This window comes from Bounagaea algeriensis (genome assembly GCF_054491375.1).
The window spans coordinates 542644-562388 of sequence record NZ_CM137102.1 but is presented as its reverse complement, the minus strand read 5'-3'; the positions used below and the strand labels follow the sequence as shown (position 1 = coordinate 562388).

Sequence of the window (19745 nt, the reverse complement as noted above, 5' to 3'; positions counted from 1 at the left end):
CGCAGCTACCATGTTTCGCCTTTTTGGCAGGTGGGACCACGATCACACCGTTTCGGGGACCGAAGGCGCAGCGATTCGCACCGTCCGGAACCACTCGCCTCGCTCATCGTGACCAACCGGCCGCGGCATCCGGACCAGCCCCACTGCTCGAAGTGGCCACCAGCACACCAGTGGCATCGCCCACGGCACCGCCGGAAGACCAGCGCACCGCCCTGATCAACGATCTGTTCAAGCGACGGCCAGCTCACCGCTCCACGGTGGTTCCGCTCCCGGCCGGGAAATCGTCACCGCCGCAGCGCTCGCCGCGAACGTCAACGCCCGACGCCACGCCTCCGGCGTCAACTCCCGCACCGAACGCACGTCCAACGCCGCGTTGCGGTGCAGCCAGGCCAGCAGCGCCGCCTGCACCGTGTCGCCCGCGCCGATCGTGTCGACAACTTCGACCTCCGCGCTCGGCACGCGGGCGAGCTCACCGGCCGCCGTGTGCACGGACAACCCGTCATCGCCGCCGGTGAGCACGATCGCCGCCGGGCCCGCCTGCCGCCACTCGGCCAGCGCGGCTTCCAGACCGCGGTCGCCGGCGAGCCACTCGGCGTCCTCCACCGAGAGCTTCACCAGCTGCGTCACCTGAAGCCACGACTCGAACCGGGCGCGGTAGGCCTCCGAATCGGCGATGAGGCTCTCCCGGATGTTCGGGTCCAGCACCACGAACCGGCCGCGCTCGGCCTCGGCGAACAGCACCGACTCGTACACCGTGGCGCCCGGTTCGAGCACCATGCCGAGCGTGCCGAAGCACACCGCGGTGGTCTCCGCCGGCAGGTCGCGCGCCTCGACGAACCGCGTCGCCGTGCCGTCGGTGTGGAAGCTGTAGCGCGCGGACCCGTCCTCGGCCAGGCCCACAACGGCCAACGTGGTCGGCTCCACGCCGCGCTGCACCAACTCGTCGTGCACCCCGGAGTCGCGGAGCCGTTCCAGGAGCTTGTCGCCGAACAGGTCGGTGGACAGGCGCGAGTAGAACGCCGTCGGAACTCCGAGCCTGCCGAGTGCCACGGCGACGTTGTACGGACCACCGCCGAGACGTGGATGCAGCGGGCCGAGTTCACCTTCCGTCGTGGACGCGTCGGGCACCAGGTCGACCAGTGCCTCGCCGCCGATAACGATCACTTCTGCTTCCTCTCCCTTCACCGAGCGGCCCGCGGGGCGGACCGGGAGCATCCGGCGGCGCTCCTCGGACGCTCAGCACGGGTGCAGGCCCCACCTGCCGGTCCAACGGGCACCCGCGGCCAGCTCGACGAGGTCCACGCCCGAGTTCAACGCGTCCGGCGGGCAGGTCATCGGTTCCACCGCCACCGCACGCCCCCGACCCGGGTAGTCCGGAGCGGTGTAGACCTGGACCCAGCCGAACGCGGGATCGGCCCACAGTCGCACGCCACATCCTTCCGGGTCAGTCAGAGTGTGCTCAACGAGACCCGTCGCCGGGTCTGGTCGCGCGCCGCCGAACGCGGTGTCCAGCTCGACACCGGCCAGGCGCACGCCCTCCACCAGCGTGCGTTCGTCCTCGGCCAACGGGCGCGGCGCGGCGTTCGGCAGCAGCCGCTCCTCGTCGACGGGGAGCCGTTCGGCGGCCGAGATCCGCAGCGCAAGCGTGTCCGTGTCCGCATCGCCGACGCGCAGGAACGGGTGCGCGCCCACCCCGAACGGGACGGGGCGGTCGCCGGCGTTGTGCACCGCGTGCGTCACGACCAGACCGGTCTCCTCCAGTGCGTAGCGCACCGACATGAGCAGTGGCACCGGCCAGCCCGGCTGCACCGGAACCACGGTCCGCAGCACCACAGTGGACTGTTCGTGCCGCACGGGGGTCCACAGCACGTGCCGGGTGAGGCCGTGGATCGCGTTGTGGCGCGCAGGTTCCGTCAACGCCAGCTGTTGCGGTCGCCCGCCGAAGGACCACCGTCCATCGCTGACGCGGTTGGGCCACGGCACCAGCACCGCGCCGGAGCAGCTCGGGGGCAGCTCGTCCGGACCGTGACTTTCCACATAGGACGCACCGTCGTGTTCGTAGACCCGCAGCGCCGCGCCGAGACCGGTGATGACGGCGCGGGCCGATGCGCGGGTGATCTCGTACTGCGGCCCGGTGGCGAGCAGGTGCTCATCCGCCGGGGCAAGCGCGTCGACGGAGAGGTCGGCGAGGTCAGCTTCGGAATGATCAGGCACGCCGCTACTCTACGAGTCCAGGCCAGCCGCCACTGCGACAATCGGCCCCCGACGCGCAGCGGCGTGTCGGCGAGGCGGCCCCCAGGCGCCCAGCCTTGCGCCCAGCCTTGCAGCCTGTCCGGCCCTACCCAGTCCTGCCCGACCCTGCCAGGCTGCGCCCGGCCAGGCTGTGCCTCACCCAGCCTTGCCCAGCTTCCGGCGCCCAGCCTTGTGCACAGCCCTGCGCACCCGAGCTCGCGCGCCCTCGCGCACGGGCATGCGCGAGAGCGCGCACAACGATGCGGTTCGTCACAGAATCCGCGCGCGGAATACCGGTGGTCGAGCCGTGCAAGCGAATTTCGCGATGGCGCCCGAAGCTGGACCGCGCGCCGCAAGGACGAAAATCACACCACGGACGCCCGGAATCGGGTCACCGAAAGGCCCTGTACAGCGACCGCGGCGCAACGGGCGTACGGTATTTACCGGCACGGCCACTTCTGCCCACCCCTGGTCCGGGACGATTCCGGACGATGTGGCCTGGCAGGTCGCGTGCGCTTCGACGACCTCGCCGCGGTGCACACCGCGGCGATCGCGATTCCGCCCAACCTGCTCGAACTGACGCCTACTTAGCCGACCCGGCCGAATTCGATACTCACGATCGCGCATCGCACGCGGCTCACGAGGGGTCGGCACGCACCCTTGCACGCCCGTTGCAGATCGCAGCGTTCCGGGAAACGCACGAGTCGAAATCGACACCGGTGCAACGATGAATGCCGGGCGACGAGGGAGTACCCCCAGAAATGACCGATCTGCCCACTCGCAGACGAGGGCGCACCGACGTCCCGGTACTGATGATCAGCGGCGGCCTGCTCGCCGCTTTCGTCGTCGCCGCGCTGGTCGCACCGACCGGGACGGCCGACGCGGTGACCGCGACCTTCGAGCTCGCCGCGCGCGCTTTCGGCGGACTGTGGCAAATCCTGCTGCTCGCCACGTTCGTCATCGCCATCGCGCTGGCCTGCTCCCGACGTGGAAACGTGCTGCTGGGTGCCACGAAGCGCCCGGAATACGGCCGGTTCCAATGGGTCTCCATGATCATGTGCACGTTGCTCGCCGGCGGCGGGGTCTTCTTCGCCGCGGGTGAGCCGCTGCAGCACTTCATCTCGCTGCCGCCGTACTACGACGGGACCCGACCCGGCTCGCAGGAAGCCGTCAACGCCGCCCTGGCGCAGAGCTTCAGCCACTGGGGATTCCTGGCCTGGGCCATCCTCGGCTCGCTCGGCGCGATCGTGATGATGCGCGGCGTGCAGCGCGGCATGCCCCTGCGCCCGCGCACGCTGCTGCACCCGGTGCTGGGCACGAGCGTCGCGCACTCCTGGATCGGCAAACTCGTCGACATCATTTGCATCGTCGCCGTGGTGGCCGGAACCGTGGGGCCGATCGGATTCCTCGGCCTGCAGGCCTCGTACGGGTTGTCGCAGGTGTTCGGCACCCCCGACACCTACCCCGTGCAGGTGGGCATCATCGCCGTGCTCACCGTGGTCGCGGTGCTGTCGGTGATCAGCGGAATCGGGCGCGGGATCCCGTTCCTCAGCCGGATGAACGTCTGGGGCGCCCTGGTGCTGATGGCCGCGTTCATCGCGCTCGGCTCGGCGGGCTTCCTGATGGACTCGTTCCTGGGCGGGTTCGCCCAGTACGTGCAGGACTTCGTGCCGCTGTCGCTGTACCGCGGCGATGAAGAATGGCTCGGATCGTGGACGGTGTTCTTCTTCGGCTGGTTCCTCGGCTACGGACCGCTGATGTCGATCTTCGTGGCACGCATCTCGCACGGCCGCACGCTGCGCGACCTCGTGGTCAACACCTCGGTCGTGGCGCCCATCGCGGCCACCATCTGGTTCACCGTCCTCGGCGGCACCGGCATCTTCTTCGAGCAGCGCAACCCCGGCGTGCTCGCGGAACCGCTGGACGCCTCCGGCGTGCCCGCCGCCGTCTTCACGATCACCGACCAGCTCCCCCTCGGACCGCTGCTGGGGGTCGGCGTGCTGCTGCTCACGCTCACCTTCGTGGCCACCACGACCGACTCGATGTCGTACAGCATCGCCTCCGCCGGGACGACCGACGGCGAGCCCGCCACCGCGGTCCGCGCGTTCTGGGCCGTGCTGATGGGAGTCGCGGCCGCCGCCCTGATCCTCATCGGCGACGGCGGGATCAACGCGCTGCAGCAGTTCATCGTCGTCACGGCGGTGCCCGTCGGGTTCATCATGCTGCCCACGCTGTGGACCGCCCCGCGCGTGGCCAAGGACATGGCGCTCGAGCAGGGCATCCTGACCTCGCGCACGCAGGTCCCGACCACCCCGGACGACTCCGGTGCGGACGGGCAGGATTCCGCGCACCGCAGCGCCGATGCGGACGCGGAGCAGCCGCACGCGCATGCCGCGAGCACGAGGACCGCCGGAAGCGGTTCCTAGCAGTGCTGTGCCGCGTCGTTGGTGTCCGCCCCTCGCAGCGGTGGTCGCGGGTTCTCCACCTCGACGCGACGGCGACGCGGCAGCGTCGAGCAGCGCAGCCGGGCGATCAGCGGCGCGCCGCCCCCGTCCCCGGCGTGGGCTGCGAGCGGCGCCACGCACCCAGCCCGACCCAGCGCAGCCGGGCACCGCTCGTGCGGTGCCCGGCTACCCGCTGAGTTCGGTGGGCTCCGCGTCACCGCCGCGGTGCCCGCCGACCAGGTGGTTGACCAGCCAGAACAGCACGCCGATCGCCAGCAGCACCAGCACGGTCACGTACTCCTGCCACGGCCTGCCGGCCAGCGGACTGGCGAAGAACGCGCACGTGATCGCGCCGGCCACCGGCACCCACGTGGGCGCGCGGAAGTGCGCGTGCGCCACCCGGTCCCGCCGCAGCACGAGCACCGCGACGTGCACGACCGCGAAGACCATGAGCAGCAGCAGCGAGGTCGTGCTGCCGAGCGCTTCGATGTCCAGGCTGCTGACCAGCAGCACCCCCAGCACGCTGGTGAACACGATCGCCACCCACGGAGTGCGGCGTCCGCGGTGCACGCGCCCGAACAGCGGCGGGATCACCCGCTCCCGGGCCATGCCGTAGACGAGCCGGCTGGCCATCATCATGTTGATCAGCGCACTGTTGCTCAGCGCGAACAGCGCGATCACCGAGAACAGCACCGGCGGGAACCACGGCGCGGCCGCCTGCACGACCAGCAGCAGCGGGCCTTCCGAAGCGGCGAGCTCATCGGTGGGCACGAGCGTCGACGTGATCAGCGCGATGACGGTGTAGATCACCGCGACGACCGCCATGCCCCACAGCACCGCGCGTGGATAGGTGCGCTGCGGATCGCGCGTCTCCTCGGCCATGTTGGCGGTGTCCTCGAAGCCGATCATGGCGAAGAACGCCAGCGCCGTCGCCGAGGTGACCGCCAAGAGCGGGCTCGTCCCCGACTCGAACCGCAGCAGGCGATCCGGCTGCGGAGCGAGATCGGGGTTGGTGCTGCCGCCGAACACCGCAATCGCACCGGTGACGATCACGATCGCCAAGCCCAGCAGCACCACCAGCGTGAGGACCACGTTCAGCCGCGTCGACTCGGCCACGCCGCGGAAGTTCACCAACGCGAGCACGACGAGGAAGACCACCGCCACCAGCGTCGTCGGCGCGCCCGGCACGATCTCGTCGAGGTAGTCCCCGCCGAACGCCTGCGCCGCCGAGGACGCCGACGTGATCCCCGAGCTCATCACGGCGAAGGCGATCAAGAACGTCACGAAGTGCACGCCGAACGCCCGGTGGATGTACAACGGGGCGCCGCCCGCCCTCGGGTACTTGCCGATGAGTTCGAGGTAGCTGAACGCGGTCAAGAACGCCACGACGAACGCCACCAGGAACGGGATCCACAGCGCGCCGCCGACCCTGCCGGCGATCTTGCCGGTCAGCGCGTAGATCGTGGTGCCGATGATGTCGCCGACCACGAAGAACAGCAGCAGCCGCGTTCCGATGACCTTCTTCAGCCCCGGGCTGCTGCCGGGTCCTTCGCGCACCGTGCCATCCGCCATGGACGAAGAGTGTGCGTTATCGCACCCCGCGCTGTCGCCTCGGCCGAACTGGGAGATCGCGAACCGTTACCGACAGTCGCCCATTTCGCACAACCCGCGCGGGCGAGATCCAGAACTGTGCGCTGCGTCAAGCACCTCATCCGATCGAGAGGTTTGTACGTTTCGCGCGAAATGCACAAACCCCAGCGCACGGGCTCGCTCAGGGCGGAGCACTCCATCCGGTCTGCTCCTCGAGCAGCCGCACGCTCAGCGACAGCTCGGCGAGATCCGCCGGGGAGTGCAGGTCGCAGCCGACCTTGGCCGTTGCTCGCTTCAACCGGTAACGCACCGAGTTCGGGTGCAACCCGAGCTTGTGCGCCGTGCGCTGCACGTCGCAGTCGCACCGGAAGTACTCCGCCAGAGCCCGCATCAGTGAGTCGTTCCCGACGATCGGTGCGAGCACCTCCTGGGCTTTCGCGCGCACCGAACTCTCCTCCCGGCCTGCGATCAGCCAGTCGACGAGACCGATCTCCTCGAAGCGGACTTCCGCGCATCCCCTGCGCACGGCCGCGGCCAGCGCGATCTCGGCTTCGCGCAGCCGCATCGCCCCGCCGGCGGGATCGCTGAACGCCTCGCTCATACCGCAGTGCACGGTGGCGGGAAGCGCGCCGAGCCAGTCACGCAGAACGGCATCCTCCGCCTCGGCCAGCCCGAGCACTCGCTGACCGTACCCGCTCACCAGCAGACGCAGATCCGCGTCGAGCGCAGCCCGCTCCATCGGCTCGGCCCGCTGCACGCTCTCCGCGTCCTCTTCCTCCCAGGCCGCGTCGGTGAGCATCAGCAGCCGCAGTTCGCAGCCCCGGCGGAACCGGTACATCTCCAGGCGGTCCCAGAGGTACTGGCCGTCCGGCGGCTTCTCGGCCGTGATCTGCCGGAGCAGTTCGGCCCGACGCAGGCGATCCTCCGCACGCACCGATTCCCGGGAACGCACGATCATGGTGATCACCCGCCGCGCCGCCTCCACGGCCGGTTCAGCCAGCTCCTCGGAGACAGCACGGCGTCGCGATGCGACGGCCAGCCAGTGCAGCACGGTGTCGACGCGAACGGGGTCGGTGAGCACGTGCCACCGGCCCACGGTGAACCTCCTGCGGCGGCCGGGTTGGGCCGCGATCTCGGAGCGGATGATCCGCGTGGGCCCCACCCCGGAGGAGGCCACGGTCGCACCGGACTGGTCGTAGAGCACCACGGTGCCGCGCAGCAGCTCCCCGAGCCGGTGCACCAGCGTGCCCAACGCATCGCGCGCAGTCAGCGACTCCAGCAGGTAATCCTGGATGTTCACGGTGCGCCGGGACCGGGAGACGTCTTTGGTCAGCGCCGCCTGGTGCACCACGTCGACGACGTCCGCGAAGGGAGTCGCCAGCGGCACGGCCAACACCGGGAACCCGCGGCGCCGCGCCTCGTCCAGCAGAGCGGCCGGGACTGTCTCCATCGAGATCCCCACGCCGAATCCCAGTGCCGCTACTCCTGCGCCGTGCAGTTCCCTGATCAGCGCACGTTGCTGCTCTGCCGTGCCGGCCGGGCCGGCGAACCGCGTGCCTGTCGTCAGCATCAGCCACCCGGCCTTGAGCCACCGCGACGGGTTCTCGATCTCGATCGCGTGTGCTCCGCCGACCGGCGTATCAGGATCCCCCTCGGTCAGGAGTTCGAGCCCGAGCTGCTGATCGGCCAGCAGGTCCACGAGCCGGAAGGTACTGTCCGCCGTCATCGGCACCCCGCGCCTCTTGTCGCACGCACAGGATTCAAACCCGGCGTTCTCGCCTCGCACAATTGTGCCGCTGCGCGGCACGGCCCATCGTGTTCCACCAAGCAACCGATGAAGAGGTGCTGCCATGCGAAAACATCGCGTCGCCGTCGACGTGGGCGGAACGTTCACGGACGTGTGCGTGTTCGACACCGACACCGCTGCCACCACTGTGGCCAAGGTGTCGTCCACGCCCGAGAACCCGATGCGCGCAGTTCTGGAGGGCATCAGCACGGCTGGGGTCGACCTCAGCCGAGTGGCCCTGTTCTCCCACGGCACAACGGTCGCCACGAATGCCCTGATCACCAGGCGGTTCCCCAAGGCCGCGATGGTCACCACGCGCGGATTCCGGGACGTGCTGGAGATCCGCAACGGCACGAAGGACGACCTGTGGGACGCCTACAGCGACGTCGGCCCGCCCTACATCCGCCGTCGTGACCGCTACGAGATCACCGAACGCATCAACTGCTCCGGGGACGTGGTCACTGCCCTGGACGAGGACGAGGCCCGCGACATCGCACGCGTGCTGCGCCGCAAAAACGTGCAGACCGTCGCGATCGGGTTCATCAACTCCTACGCCAATGCCGAGCACGAGCGGCGGATGCAGGAGATCCTCGCCGAGGAGCTGCCCGGGGTCGCGGTGTCCACCTCCAGCGAGGTCCTGCCCGAGATCTTCGAGTACGACCGCTTCTCCACCACCGTGGCCAACACGGTGCTCGGCCCCCTCGTCAGCGGGTACGTCGAACAGCTCGAACGCGAACTCGCCGCCGGCGGTTACGACGGCGACCTGCTCCTGCTGCACTCCGGCGGAGGCTCGATGACACCGCGGACGGTGCAGCGCTACCCGGTGCGGTTGGCCGCATCCGGCATCGCCGCAGGTGCGATCGCCGTGCGCGACCTCGCGGAGCGGTGCGGCTACGGCAACGCCATCGGCCTGGACATGGGCGGCACGAGCACCGACATCTCGATGGTGCACAACAACGAGACCCGGGCGACCAAGGAATGGCACGTCGAGTACGGCTTCCCCATCTGCTTCCCGAGCATCGAAGTGCTCACCATCGGCGCCGGAGGCGGATCGCTCGCGTGGCTGGACGAAGCGGGATCGCTGCGCAGCGGACCCGCCTCGGCAGGTGCTTCCCCGGGCCCCGCCTGCTACCAGCTCGGTGGTGAGGATCCGACGAACACCGACGCCAGCCTGGCGCTCGACCGGCTCGGCACCGATCTGGTCGGCGGGGCCATGAAGCTCGACCGCGCAGCAGCGGAGGAAGTGCTCACCTCCCGGGTCGCCGAACCGCTCAACCTCGGGGTGGACGAAGCCGCCAGCGACGTGCTGCAGGTGGCGAACGCGAACATGGCCGATGCCGTGCGGCTGATCTCCATCCGCCGCGGATACGACCCGCGGGACTTCGCCCTGGTCGTCTTCGGCGGGGCGGGAGGCCTGCACGGAGCCGCCCTGGCCAAGGAACTGTCCATCCCCGTGGTCGTGGTGCCCCGGCATCCCGGCATTACCTCGGCACAGGGCTGCCTGCTGGTGGACATCAGGCACGATCTGACCGCGATGTTCCAGGCCGAAGTCTCGTCGGCGGACACCGAGCAGCTCGAGGCGGAGTTCGGCAAGTTGGAATCCGACGCCGTCGAGCGTCTCCGACGCGAAGGCGTGTCCGAATCGGACATGGTGTTGGAGCGGTCGGTGAGCATGCGTTACGCGGGCCAGTGGCGCTCGCTGACCGTGCCGATCTCCGCTGGGGAGGAAGCGCTGCACGAAGCGGTGGAGCACTTCCACGAGCAGCACGAGCGCGAGTACTCCTTCCGCAGGGACGAAACCCCTGTCGAGCTCTACCAGCTGCTGCTGCGCGCCACCGGGGCGACCCCCAAGCCGCAGTTCCCGCGCCACGAGGAGGTCGAGCAGGGGCCACCGGAGCCGGTCGCGCACCGGCGCACCTACTTCGACGAGTGCGGCGGACGGATGGACACGCCCGTGCACGACCGCGAGCAGTTGGCGGCGGGGACTCGCATCACCGGCCCGGCGGTGGTGGAGCAACTCGATTCCACGACGGTCATCCCACCGGATGTTCCCGCGGTGATCGACGAGTGGCTGAACATCCGCATCCACGTCTCGGAGGGCGCCCGATGAGCAACACGAGCACGGCCCGCGAAGCGGCACGAGAGCGAGAGCTGGACCCGGTCACGTTCGAGGTGCTCAAGAACGCGTTCGCGACCTCGGTGGACCTCATGTCCGAGCAGATCCTGCGCACCTGCTACTCGTTCGTGATCTACGCGCGGGACTTCTCCTCCGCGCTGTGCGACGCCCACGGCAACACGGTGATGCAGGGCAGCAAGGACCTCGCCGCCCACGTCGGCACGCTGCACTTCCAGTGCAAGGCCGTACTGGAGGAGTTCGGCGGCGACATCAACCCCGGTGACGTGTTCGCGGTGAACTGCCCGTACATGGGGGGCACCCACCTCAACGACGTCAGCTTCATCCGGCCAGTCTTCGCCGCGGGCGAGTTGATCGCTTTCGCGCAGAACAAGGGGCACTGGGCCGACATCGGCGGCAACGTTCCCGGTTCCTTCGACGTGAACGCCACGGCGCACTTCAGCGAGGGGCTGCGCATCACCCCGCTGCGGGTGTGGCGCGGTGGTGAGCTGATCGGCGACGTCGCCAAACTGCTCGTCGCCAACACGCGGTCACCGGACATCAGCCTCGGCGACCTGCACGCTCAAGCCGAGGCCACCGGCGTGTGCGAACGCGAGGTGCACCGGTTGGTGGACAAGTACGGCAAGCACGACGTCGTCGAAGCGATGCAGGAGGTCCAGGACTACGTGGAGCGGATCGTCCGCTCCAGGGTGGCAACGCTGCCCGACGGCAGCTGGACCACGCAGGACCACATCGACTTCGATCCGGCGCAGGGCGAGGGGCTCGTCCCCGTGCAGGTTCGGCTGACCATCTCCGGCGACCAGGTCAGCTACGACCTCAGCGGCAGTGCGCCGGCTGTGGCGAGCTTCCTCAACGCGGGATACGGAACGGCGTTCTCGGGGATCATCGCGGGCACCAAGACCTTCTTCCCCGACGTGCCGCTCAATTCGGGGTTCTACAACGCCATCGCGGTCGACATCGGGCCGGAGGGCACCGTCGTCAACGCCGGCTGGCCGCACGCCGTCACCGGTTTCTGCTCCGGGCCGTACGAGAAGATCATGAACGCCGGCTTCGAGCTGTGGTCGCGGATCGTGCCCGAGCGGGCGATGGCCTGCTCCTACAACCTGGAGTACCTGCTCATCGGCGGTTACGACGCGCGCAGACCGGGGCGGGACTACTTCATGTGGTACGACTGGATGGCCGGTGGCTGGGGCGGCCGCAGCGACCGGGACGGTTCGAGCGCTACGTCCCCGATCTTCGGCGTCGGCCTCGCCGTGCAGCCGTTGGAAGGGCAGGAGCGGCTGAACCCGGTGCTCACCACCGTGCACGAGCTCATCACGGACTCGGCGGGGCCGGGGCGCAACCGGGGCGGCTGCGGTGTGCGCAAGGGCGGGACCCTCACCGACTGCCAGAAGACGGTGATGTCCTACTGCTGCGACCGCGCCCGCTCAGTCACCTGGGGCATCGAGGGCGGGCTCCCGTCGATCCCGCACGGCGTGTGGCTGAACGAGAACACGCCCGACGAGCAGTTCCTGGGATCGGTCTTCGCCGGAGTACCCGTGGAGCCGGGCGATGCCTTCACACGCCCCTCGGCCGGTGGCGGCGGCTACGGTGATCCGCTGGACCGGGATCCGGAACAGGTCTTGGAGGACGTCATCGACGGGTACGTCTCGGTGCACCGGGCCGAGCGGGACTACGGCGTGGTGGTGCACGCCGTCGACCCCGAGATCGACGAGTACGAACTCGACCACACCGCGACCAAGGGCGCACGGGAGGAGGTCCGCGCGCACCGCGAGCTCTGGTTGCAGGAGGACCCCGAGGACATCGCGCGGCAGTACCGGTCAGGGGAGCTCTCGATGCTCGACCTCATCCGGCGCTACGGCGTCATCGTCGATTGGGGCACGGGAGAGCTGTTCGGCAACACCACTCGGCAGTTCCGCGAGATGCTGCGGCACCGCATGGTCCAGCACTGGACCTGACGCGCCGCGGAGCGCGGACCGGGCGGAGGAGGACTCGCCTGCGAGCACCCGCTGCGTCTCGCAGGCGAGATCCAGAACTGTGCGCTGCGTCAAGCACCTCACCCGATCGGGGGGTTGGTACTTTTCTCGAGAAAAGTACCAACTCCAGCGCACGGGCTCGCGCGGGGCGGAGGTGGCAACTGCCGAGCCACGGCTGCCGGCACCGTTCGGGTCACCGGCGCCGTTGGGTCACGGGCGCCGCTCGGTCACGGGGCGAGGCGTTCGACGATCCACTCGTCGTGCTCGCGGCGGAAGCGCAGCCGGTCGTGCATGCGGTTCGGCCGGCCCTGCCAGAACTCGACGACCTCCGGGCGGATGATCCAACCGCCCCAGTGCGGCGGCACGGGAACCTGCTCGGCATCGGAGAAGCGCCGCTCCGTCTGGCTCAACGAGGACTCCAGCGCGTCCCGGCCGGCGACGACACGTGACTGCGGCGAGGCCCAAGCGCCGAGCTGGGAACCTCGCGGGCGCTCCGACCAGTACTGGGAGACCTCGGCGGAAGCGAGCTTCTCCACGCTCCCGCGCACGTTGACCTGCCGCTGCATCGACAGCCACGGGAACGTCACCGCCGCCACGCGGGTGGCGCTGAGGTCGTGGCTCTTGGCCGAGGTGTAGTTGGTGAAGAACGAGACGCCGCGCTCGTCGATGCCCTTGCACAGCACGGTGCGGGAAGACGGCATCCCCTCGGGCGTCGCAGTGGCCAGCACCATCGCGTTGGGCTCGACCACATCGGCGGCGGTCGCCTCGTCGAACCAGCGTTGCAGCTGTTCGTGCCACGTGCCGGCGAGCGCGGACCCGTCGAACTCGGCCGAGTCGTAGAACACCCGCATGGACGGCAACGCGACGTTGGCCTCCGACATGCTTCCCTCCTCCTGCTGCTGGACCGCACGCCCGCGGGCGTGCTCATACTGGACCTACGGCCCGTCCGCGACGCCGCGGCACGCTGTCGCCCGGGGCGGCAGCTCGCCCGGAGCGGCAGCGTGCAGCGCACGGTACGAGCCGATCGTGGCCGGCGCGAACGGAAGTCGCACCGGCCACCGGTTCGACCGTAGACCCCGCGCGGGCGACGACCGAATCGGCAGCTGCCGCCACATCGATTCCGCAAACGATGCAGTGACACTTCCCACGCCCGTTCGGGCGGACATTCGGGCGCACATTCCCACCCTCCTCCGCCGGGGTGGGGCGGTCCACCTCCGCCGCGGCAGCGCTCCCATCCGCCTCACCAGGGGTTTGTGCATTTCACGCGAAACGTACAAACCACTCGTCCGGAGGAGGTGGTTGACACGAACGCCGTCGCAGTGGCATGCGCTGGGGTGATCAGTTCGCGGTCGGGTTTCGCGTGGCTCACCTGCCGCCGGCCGACACCGCCCGGGAGCATCATCACACCCGCTCTGCGCTGGGAATGCACTGAAAGTGTGGTGAGCAGTGTTTGGTGAACGGGACGTAACGCAGTAAGTTGCCGTAAGGCTGGCCGCGGCAGCGCGGCGCCCGCTGCGCCCGACGAGGCACCGGTGCGCCGCTGCGTCCACGACGGGCTGACGCCCGGCCACGGGCTGCGGTAGAGCCGTGAAGCCGGCAACGGCGCCGGTGACTTGACCACCGCGCGGACCCCCGCGCGAACCGACGAATCGGAGGCGCCGGAATGACCCAGGCCGAAACCGTGGATCCGACGAAGCTGCAACTGCCCGAGGAGCTCAAACCCCGCGACGGGCGGTTCGGCTGCGGCCCGTCCAAGGTGCGCGAGGAGCAGCTCACCCGGCTCGCCGACGCGGGGGCCTCGGTGATGGGCACCTCGCACCGGCAGAAGCCGGTCAAGGACCTGGTCGCACGCGTCCGGCAGGGCCTTCGCGAGTTGTTCTCGCTGCCCGAGGGCTACGAAGTGCTGACCGGCGTCGGCGGCACCACCGCGTTCTGGGACGCCGCGACGTTCGGCCTCATCCGCGAACGCTCCCTGCACCTCGAGTACGGCGAGTTCACCTCGAAGTTCGCCAAGGCCGCCAAGACCCCCTTCCTGGCCGAGCCGAAGGTGGTCTCCGCCGAGCCCGGCGACGCCCCGGACCCGGTCGCCGATCCCGAGGCCGACCTCATCGCGTGGGCGCACAACGAGACCTCCACCGGTGTGGTGCTGCCGCCGAGCCGCCCGGCGAACTCGGAGCACGCCCTCATCGCCGTGGACGCCACCTCCGGCGCCGGCGGCCTGGCGTTCGACCCGCGCGACGTGGACGTGTACTACTTCGCGCCGCAGAAGTGCTTCGCCTCCGACGGCGGGCTGTGGCTGGCCGCGGTCAGCCCGGCCGCGCAGGAGCGGATCAACGAGATCGGCAACTCCGACCGGTGGGTCCCCGAGTTCCTGTCGCTGACCACGGCACTGGACAACTCCCGCAAGGAGCAGACCTACAACACCCCCGCGGTGGGCACGCTGTTCCTGCTCGCCGACCAGATCGAGTGGATGAACGGCCAGGGCGGGCTGGACTGGTGCACCAGGCGCACCGCCGAGTCCTCGCAGCGGGTGTACTCCTGGGCCGAGTCCACTTCGTACACCGCGCCGTTCGTGGCCGACCCGGCCAAGCGTTCGCAGGTGGTCTGCACCGTCGACTTCGACGACTCGGTCGACGCGGCGGCAGTGGCCAAGGCGCTGCGCGCCAACGGCATCGTGGACACCGAGCCGTACCGCAAGCTGGGACGCAACCAGCTGCGCATCGGCACGTTCCCCGCGATCGAGCCGGACGATGTGACCGCCCTCACCCGCAGCATCGACTGGATCGTCGAACGGCTCGGCTGAAGTCCCCGGCCAGCGGGACGGCGCATCCGCTGTCGGCGCACTGAGCACTTTCCCGGGCAGGAACTGAGTAGTTCTGCGCGTTCGCCAACCGGGCCGGGTTGCGGCAAGATCGGAGCAACGGGCTGTGGCGCCACGCCGGCGCGTCGCCCCCGTCAAGACGGCGCGCCGGGTTAGGATCACGGACCGGTGACAGGTTGGCGACGGGAGTCGATATGCGCGTCCGGGGAGCGGGCGGATCGTTGCGCTCGTGACCGCTGAGCGGACAGGGACCGCTGGGCGGGCGGGGGTCGCGGCCGCGGCCCGCGGGCGTCCGCGACTCACGTCGCTGCGCACCGGCATCGGACGTGCCCGGTGTGACGGCTCCGTCGTGACACCGCGGTGCGTCGTCCCGCGCGAACCGGGGCGGGGGTCCCGCACGACACAGGAGGCTGGCATATGCGGGGGCTGCGAGTGGTCGGGCTCGACGAAGACGGCGAATCGGTCATCTGCGAGGACCCGGACAACGGCGAGCGGTTCACCGTGCCCGCGGACGAACGCCTGCGGGCCGCGGCCCGCGGCGATCTGACGCGACTCGGTCAAGTGCAGATCGAGCTGGAAGCGCAGATCCGCCCGCGGGAGATCCAGACGCGCATCCGCTCCGGCGCGACGACCCGGCAGGTCGCCGAGGACGCGGGCATCTCGGAAACGCGCGTCGAACGCTACGCCCACCCGGTGCTGCTGGAGCGCGCGCAGATCGCCGAACTCGCCCAGCGGGGCCACCCGGTGCGCGAGGACGGACCCGACGTGCAGACCCTCGGCGAGGTCGTCGCGCACACCTTCGGCATGCGCGGGCACGACTACAACGACGCGACGTGGGACGCCTGGCGCGGCGAGGACAACAAGTGGGTCGTGCGCCTCGAGTGGTCGGCCGGCAAGTCCGAGAACGCGGCGCACTGGGTGTTCCACCCCGGGGCGCAGGGCGGCACCGTGGCAGCGCTGGACGATCACGCGGCCGACCTGCTCGACCCCTCGCCGAACCGGCCGCTGCGCACCGTGCGGCCGGTGACGGAACTGGCCCGCGAGGCGCTCGAACTCGATCCGCAGGATGCCACCCAGCTGGTCACCGAGGATCCCGAGGCCGACGAGGCCGAGGGCGTCGACGGCGGGGGCGCCGGAGCCGGGGTCGGCGAGGGCGGAACCACGGCGACCGGCACTGTCGTGCCGGAGCCCGCGGAGGTGCCGAGCACCACCACGCCCTCCGTGCCACCGGTTCCCGGCCTGGGCACCGCGCGGGCGGGCGGCGTGTCCGCGGCCGCGGCCGAGCCAACGGAGGAATCGGGCGGGGCGGAGGCCTACCGGCGCTCCGTGCCCATGGCGTGGGACCGGCCTGCGGAGCGCGGCGCGTCGGCCGAGCCCGCGGCTGCCGCGCCCGGCGCGCAGGGCGAAGAGGAGCACGCCGAGTCCACCGACGAGCTCACCGAGTCCCCGGCGGCGGAGCAGGTCGAGGCCGAACCCGCCGAGCCGTCCGCGCGCAAGAGCCACCCGATGGTGCCCTCCTGGGAGGACGTGCTCCTCGGGGTCCGCTCGCACCGCTGAGCGGTTCCGCGCCGACGCACGGTCCGCCGACAGGTGCGGAAACGCCTGCGCGGAGCTGCTCGCACCCCGGCTTCCGCTGCGCCCGGAAGCCGGGCACTCCCGGTGGTCGGACAGCCGCTGAAGCCGGGTGCTTGCGGAAGCCGGGCAGTCCCGGTGGTCGGGCAGATGCGCCGCCGGTTCAGCCGCCCAGCAACCCCAGCAGCAGCGCCGCCCACGCCGCGAGCACGCCGCAGCCCGTTCCCCAGGCGATCCACCTCCAGGTGGGCAGGGTGCGGCCGACCCACACCGACGGCGCGAAGCCGGCAGCGACGGCGAGGTTGACGACGAGGGCGAGCACGACGTTCACGTCGGCCAGCCCGCGGGAGACGACGACGAGCACGACGGCGACGATCGCGCCGAACACGCCGCTGACGAACAGGCCCGGCCCCCACGGCACGGACTCGCCCGCGGGCGGCTGCGCGGCCGCATCCGGTTCGGCGCGCAGGAGCTGCCCGGAAAGCGGGTCGACGCAGTCCACCTCGGCACCGAGTTCGGCGGCCACGCGGGCGGCGAGCGCGCGGGCGCGGTCGGTGAGCACGGCGGTCGCGGCCTCGTCCGGACGGCCGGACCCGCCGGACGCCTCGGCGGCCCCGGTGAAACCGGCGGCCACCTCCGCCCACTCGCCCAGCGCGCGGACCACGGGGGTGGACAGCGACAACGCGGACGGGTCGTACTCGCGTCCGGCGCGGCGCAGCACCGGCCCCCGCTCGTCCGCGGCCAGTTCCCAACTCGCCGTTCGGCTGCTCATCCCGGTGCACGCTCCTGAACGCTGCATCCCTGCCACTGCCCCGGCCCGCTCTTGACACGGCCCTCACCCTGACACGGCCCCACCTTGATACGGGGTGGGTGCTCGGACCTCAATCGGGTTCCGGGTTCATCGCGTGGAACGCGATGGCGCCCGCGGTGGCGACGTTGAGCGAGTCCACCGCGCTGGAGATGGGGATGCGCACGCGCACGTCCGCGGTCGCCATCGCCTCCTCGCTCAGCCCGGGTCCTTCCGAACCGAGCAGCACGGCGGCCGGGCCGGTGTCCAGCCCGGCCTGCGCCAGCGGCACCGCGTCAGGTGCGGGCGTGAGGGCGGCGAGGCGGAGCCCAGCCTCGCGGAGCAGGGCGAGGTCCCCCGGCCAGTTCTGCAACCGGGCGAAGGGCACGCGCAGCACGTGCCCCATGGACACGCGCACGCCGCGCCGGTAGAGCGGATCGGGGCAGCCGGCGCCGAGCAGCACCCCGTCGAGCCCGAGGGCCGCGGCGTTGCGGAACAGCACACCGAGGTTCTCGTGATCGCCGACGCCTTCGAACACGGCCAGGCGCCGCGCCGACGCGACGAGCGCGCGCGGTTGCGGGAGGGGCGCGCGGTCGGCGACGGCGAGCACGCCGCGGTTGAGGTGGAAGCCGACGACCTGGGCCATGACGTCGGCGGTGGCGACGTGCACCGGGGCGTCCACCGCGTCGAGCACTGTGGACAGTTCGTCGATGCGCCGCTGCACGCCGAACACGGCCCGCACGGGGTAGGGCGAGTCGATGAGGCGTTGCACCACCGCAACCCCTTCGGCGATGACGAGGCCGCGCCCGCCGGGACGGTCCGGCCGGCGGTCCGCGCGGGAGAGGTCGCGGAAGTCGTCCACGCGGGGGTCGGCGGGGTCGGTGATGTCGACAACGTGCGCCACGCGGACATCTTCCCGCACCCCGCGCGGCCTCCACGCACCAGTGGTCCGCGAGCGAAGGCCCCTGGGCACAGGACAGCACAGGACAACGATGGGGTATGTCACACACCGATCAGGAAATGCCTGGCATAACGGCCGGGCGCGTGGTGTTGTGGTTGGTTGCGGCCATTGGTTTCACCAAGCAACCGATCCGGCGAGGAGCGACATGGTGGCGAACGAGCGGGAAGCGGTCGACAACTCACGTCTGTCCCGCAAGGTGCGGTTCGCGCTGATCCTGGGCGGCCTGACGGCGTTCGGCCCGCTCTCGATCGACATGTACCTGCCGGCGCTGCCGAGCCTCACCACCGAGCTGCAGGCGACCGACGCGCAGGGGCAGCTGACGCTGACGACGGTGCTGATCGGCCTCGCGCTCGGGCAGCTGCTCGCCGGGTCGATCAGCGATGCCGTGGGGCGGCGCACACCGCTGCTGATCGGCCTGACGATCTACATCGCCGCGTCGGTGCTGTGCGCCCTGTCCGGTTCGGTGTACGCGTTGGCGTTCCTGCGCTTCCTGCAGGGACTGGGCGCCGCGGCGGGCATGGTGATCGCCCGCGCGGCCGTGCGCGACCTCTACGGAGGTGTGGAGGCCGCCCGCTTCTTCTCCTCGCTGATGCTGGTCACCGGGCTCGCCCCGATCCTCGCACCGGTCATCGGCGGCCAGGTGCTGGCGCACACCACGTGGCGCGGCGTGTTCGTCGTGCTCACCACGCTGGGCGTGCTGCTGTTCGCGGTCGCAGCGACCCTGCTGCCCGAGACGAAACCGCCGGAATGGCGGCAGCCCGCCCACTTCGGCTCCACGTTCCGCACGATCGGCTCGCTGCTGCGCCGCGGTTCCTTCTTCGGCAACGCGCTGACCGGCGGGCTGGGCATGGCCGCGATGTTCGCCTACGTCTCCGGCTCCTCCTACGTGCTGCAGGACATCTACGGCATGTCACCGCAGACCTACAGCCTCGTGTTCGGGATGAACGCGGTCGGACTCGTGCTGGCCGGGCAGGTCAACGCGCGCCTGGTGGGCCGCATCGCCAACGAGAAGCAGCTGCTGCTGGCGGCGCTGGTGGCCTCCTCGATCGCCGGGGCGGCGCTGGTGTGCGCCACGCTGCTGGGCGCTGGGCTGAACGTGCTGCTGGCCGCGCTGTTCGTGATGATCGCCAGTCTGGGCTTCGTGATGCCGAACACGACGATGCTGGCGCTGGGCGAGCACCGCGAGGTCTCGGGCACGGCCTCGGCGCTGCTGGGCGTGTGCCAGTTCCTGGTGGGTGCGCTGGCGGCCCCGCTGGTCGGCCTGGGCGGCACGGACACCGCGGTGCCGATGGTGACGGTGATGTTCGCCGTGGTGCTGGGCGCGACGGTGATGTTCGTGGTGTTCGGGCGCAACGCGCAGTCGCAGACGACGGTGTCCAGCCGCTCGCGCGAGTCAGCGGAACGCGAGGACCAGCACGCGCAGGTCTCCAGCGGGAGCTGAC

The 19745-nt window shown here is 70.6% G+C and carries 13 protein-coding genes; 6 read left to right on the top strand and 7 right to left on the bottom strand.

The annotated features are described in order from the left end of the window. Positions 1–228: 228 nt before the first annotated feature. Positions 229–1164: a carbohydrate kinase family protein gene (locus tag ACVGV2_RS02505; protein ID WP_459165843.1), complete on the bottom strand. Its 936-nt coding sequence runs from the start codon at positions 1162–1164 to the stop codon at positions 229–231. A 72-nt stretch (positions 1165–1236) separates the two neighbouring features. Beyond that, a complete protein-coding gene (locus tag ACVGV2_RS02500; protein ID WP_459164431.1) occupies positions 1237–2214 on the bottom strand; it encodes an aldose 1-epimerase family protein in 978 nt (325 codons plus the stop codon). A gap of 779 nt (positions 2215–2993) precedes the next feature. On the opposite strand from ACVGV2_RS02500, the gene ACVGV2_RS02495 reads away from it, so the two are divergent. Then, positions 2994–4658: a BCCT family transporter gene (locus ACVGV2_RS02495; RefSeq protein ID WP_459164430.1), complete on the top strand. Its 1665-nt coding sequence runs from the start codon at positions 2994–2996 to the stop codon at positions 4656–4658. A gap of 204 nt (positions 4659–4862) precedes the next feature. Here ACVGV2_RS02495 and ACVGV2_RS02490 read toward each other — a convergent pair whose 3' ends face one another. Together ACVGV2_RS02490 and ACVGV2_RS02485 are read right to left on the bottom strand one after the other, a co-directional pair. Further along, complete coding sequence (locus ACVGV2_RS02490) at positions 4863–6248, bottom strand: APC family permease (RefSeq protein ID WP_459164429.1); 1386 nt, start codon at positions 6246–6248, stop codon at positions 4863–4865. 199 nt (positions 6249–6447) lie between these two features. Further along, positions 6448–7992, bottom strand: a complete 1545-nt coding sequence (locus tag ACVGV2_RS02485; protein ID WP_459164428.1) for a PucR family transcriptional regulator — start codon at positions 7990–7992, stop codon at positions 6448–6450. Between the two features lie 124 nt (positions 7993–8116). Here ACVGV2_RS02485 and ACVGV2_RS02480 point away from each other — a divergent pair, with 124 nt between their 5' ends. Both ACVGV2_RS02480 and ACVGV2_RS02475 read left to right on the top strand, forming a co-directional pair. Further along, complete coding sequence (locus ACVGV2_RS02480) at positions 8117–10162, top strand: hydantoinase/oxoprolinase family protein (protein ID WP_459164427.1); 2046 nt, start codon at positions 8117–8119, stop codon at positions 10160–10162. Continuing rightward, positions 10159–12144 (top strand): hydantoinase B/oxoprolinase family protein, encoded by a 1986-nt coding sequence (locus ACVGV2_RS02475; protein WP_459164426.1) that lies wholly within the window; start codon positions 10159–10161, stop codon positions 12142–12144. Before ACVGV2_RS02480 ends, ACVGV2_RS02475 begins: the two co-directional genes overlap by 4 nt. A gap of 245 nt (positions 12145–12389) precedes the next feature. On the opposite strand, the gene pdxH is transcribed toward ACVGV2_RS02475, so the two are convergent. Then, positions 12390–13043 (bottom strand): pyridoxamine 5'-phosphate oxidase, encoded by a 654-nt coding sequence (gene pdxH / locus ACVGV2_RS02470; protein WP_459164425.1) that lies wholly within the window; start codon positions 13041–13043, stop codon positions 12390–12392. Between the two features lie 782 nt (positions 13044–13825). Here pdxH and serC point away from each other — a divergent pair. Beyond that, entirely contained in the window at positions 13826–14965 is a 1140-nt protein-coding gene (gene serC / locus ACVGV2_RS02465; protein WP_459164424.1) for a phosphoserine transaminase, read from the top strand. A gap of 435 nt (positions 14966–15400) precedes the next feature. Continuing rightward, complete coding sequence (gene sepH / locus ACVGV2_RS02460; RefSeq protein WP_459164423.1) at positions 15401–16540, top strand: septation protein SepH; 1140 nt, start codon at positions 15401–15403, stop codon at positions 16538–16540. A gap of 178 nt (positions 16541–16718) precedes the next feature. Here the strand turns inward: sepH and ACVGV2_RS02455 are convergent, their stop codons facing one another. After that, positions 16719–17327 carry a DUF2537 domain-containing protein gene (locus ACVGV2_RS02455; RefSeq protein ID WP_459164422.1) on the bottom strand — a complete coding sequence of 203 codons (609 nt, stop codon included), beginning with the start codon at positions 17325–17327 and terminating at the stop codon, positions 16719–16721. A 109-nt stretch (positions 17328–17436) separates the two neighbouring features. Beyond that, positions 17437–18246 carry a TrmH family RNA methyltransferase gene (locus tag ACVGV2_RS02450; protein WP_459164421.1) on the bottom strand — a complete coding sequence of 270 codons (810 nt, stop codon included), beginning with the start codon at positions 18244–18246 and terminating at the stop codon, positions 17437–17439. Positions 18247–18448: 202 nt separating this feature from the next. Between ACVGV2_RS02450 and ACVGV2_RS02445 the strand changes: the two genes are divergently transcribed. Beyond that, a complete protein-coding gene (locus ACVGV2_RS02445) occupies positions 18449–19744 on the top strand; it encodes a multidrug effflux MFS transporter (RefSeq protein ID WP_459164420.1) in 1296 nt (431 codons plus the stop codon). Position 19745: the final 1 nt, after the last annotated feature.

What these genes read in the sequence shown, in the direction of transcription:
- ACVGV2_RS02480 (WP_459164427.1), top strand. Translation starts at nt 8,117, where the DNA reads ATGCGAAAACATCGCGTCGCCGTCGACGTGGGCGGAACGTTCACGGAC.
- sepH (WP_459164423.1), top strand. Translation starts at nt 15,401, where the DNA reads ATGCGGGGGCTGCGAGTGGTCGGGCTCGACGAAGACGGCGAATCGGTC.
- ACVGV2_RS02445 (WP_459164420.1), top strand. Translation starts at nt 18,449, where the DNA reads ATGGTGGCGAACGAGCGGGAAGCGGTCGACAACTCACGTCTGTCCCGC.
- ACVGV2_RS02485 (WP_459164428.1), bottom strand. Translation starts at nt 7,992, where the DNA reads ATGACGGCGGACAGTACCTTCCGGCTCGTGGACCTGCTGGCCGATCAG.
- ACVGV2_RS02475 (WP_459164426.1), top strand. Translation starts at nt 10,159, where the DNA reads ATGAGCAACACGAGCACGGCCCGCGAAGCGGCACGAGAGCGAGAGCTG.
- serC (WP_459164424.1), top strand. Translation starts at nt 13,826, where the DNA reads ATGACCCAGGCCGAAACCGTGGATCCGACGAAGCTGCAACTGCCCGAG.
- ACVGV2_RS02490 (WP_459164429.1), bottom strand. Translation starts at nt 6,248, where the DNA reads ATGGCGGATGGCACGGTGCGCGAAGGACCCGGCAGCAGCCCGGGGCTG.
- ACVGV2_RS02455 (WP_459164422.1), bottom strand. Translation starts at nt 17,327, where the DNA reads ATGAGCAGCCGAACGGCGAGTTGGGAACTGGCCGCGGACGAGCGGGGG.
- ACVGV2_RS02495 (WP_459164430.1), top strand. Translation starts at nt 2,994, where the DNA reads ATGACCGATCTGCCCACTCGCAGACGAGGGCGCACCGACGTCCCGGTA.
- pdxH (WP_459164425.1), bottom strand. Translation starts at nt 13,043, where the DNA reads ATGTCGGAGGCCAACGTCGCGTTGCCGTCCATGCGGGTGTTCTACGAC.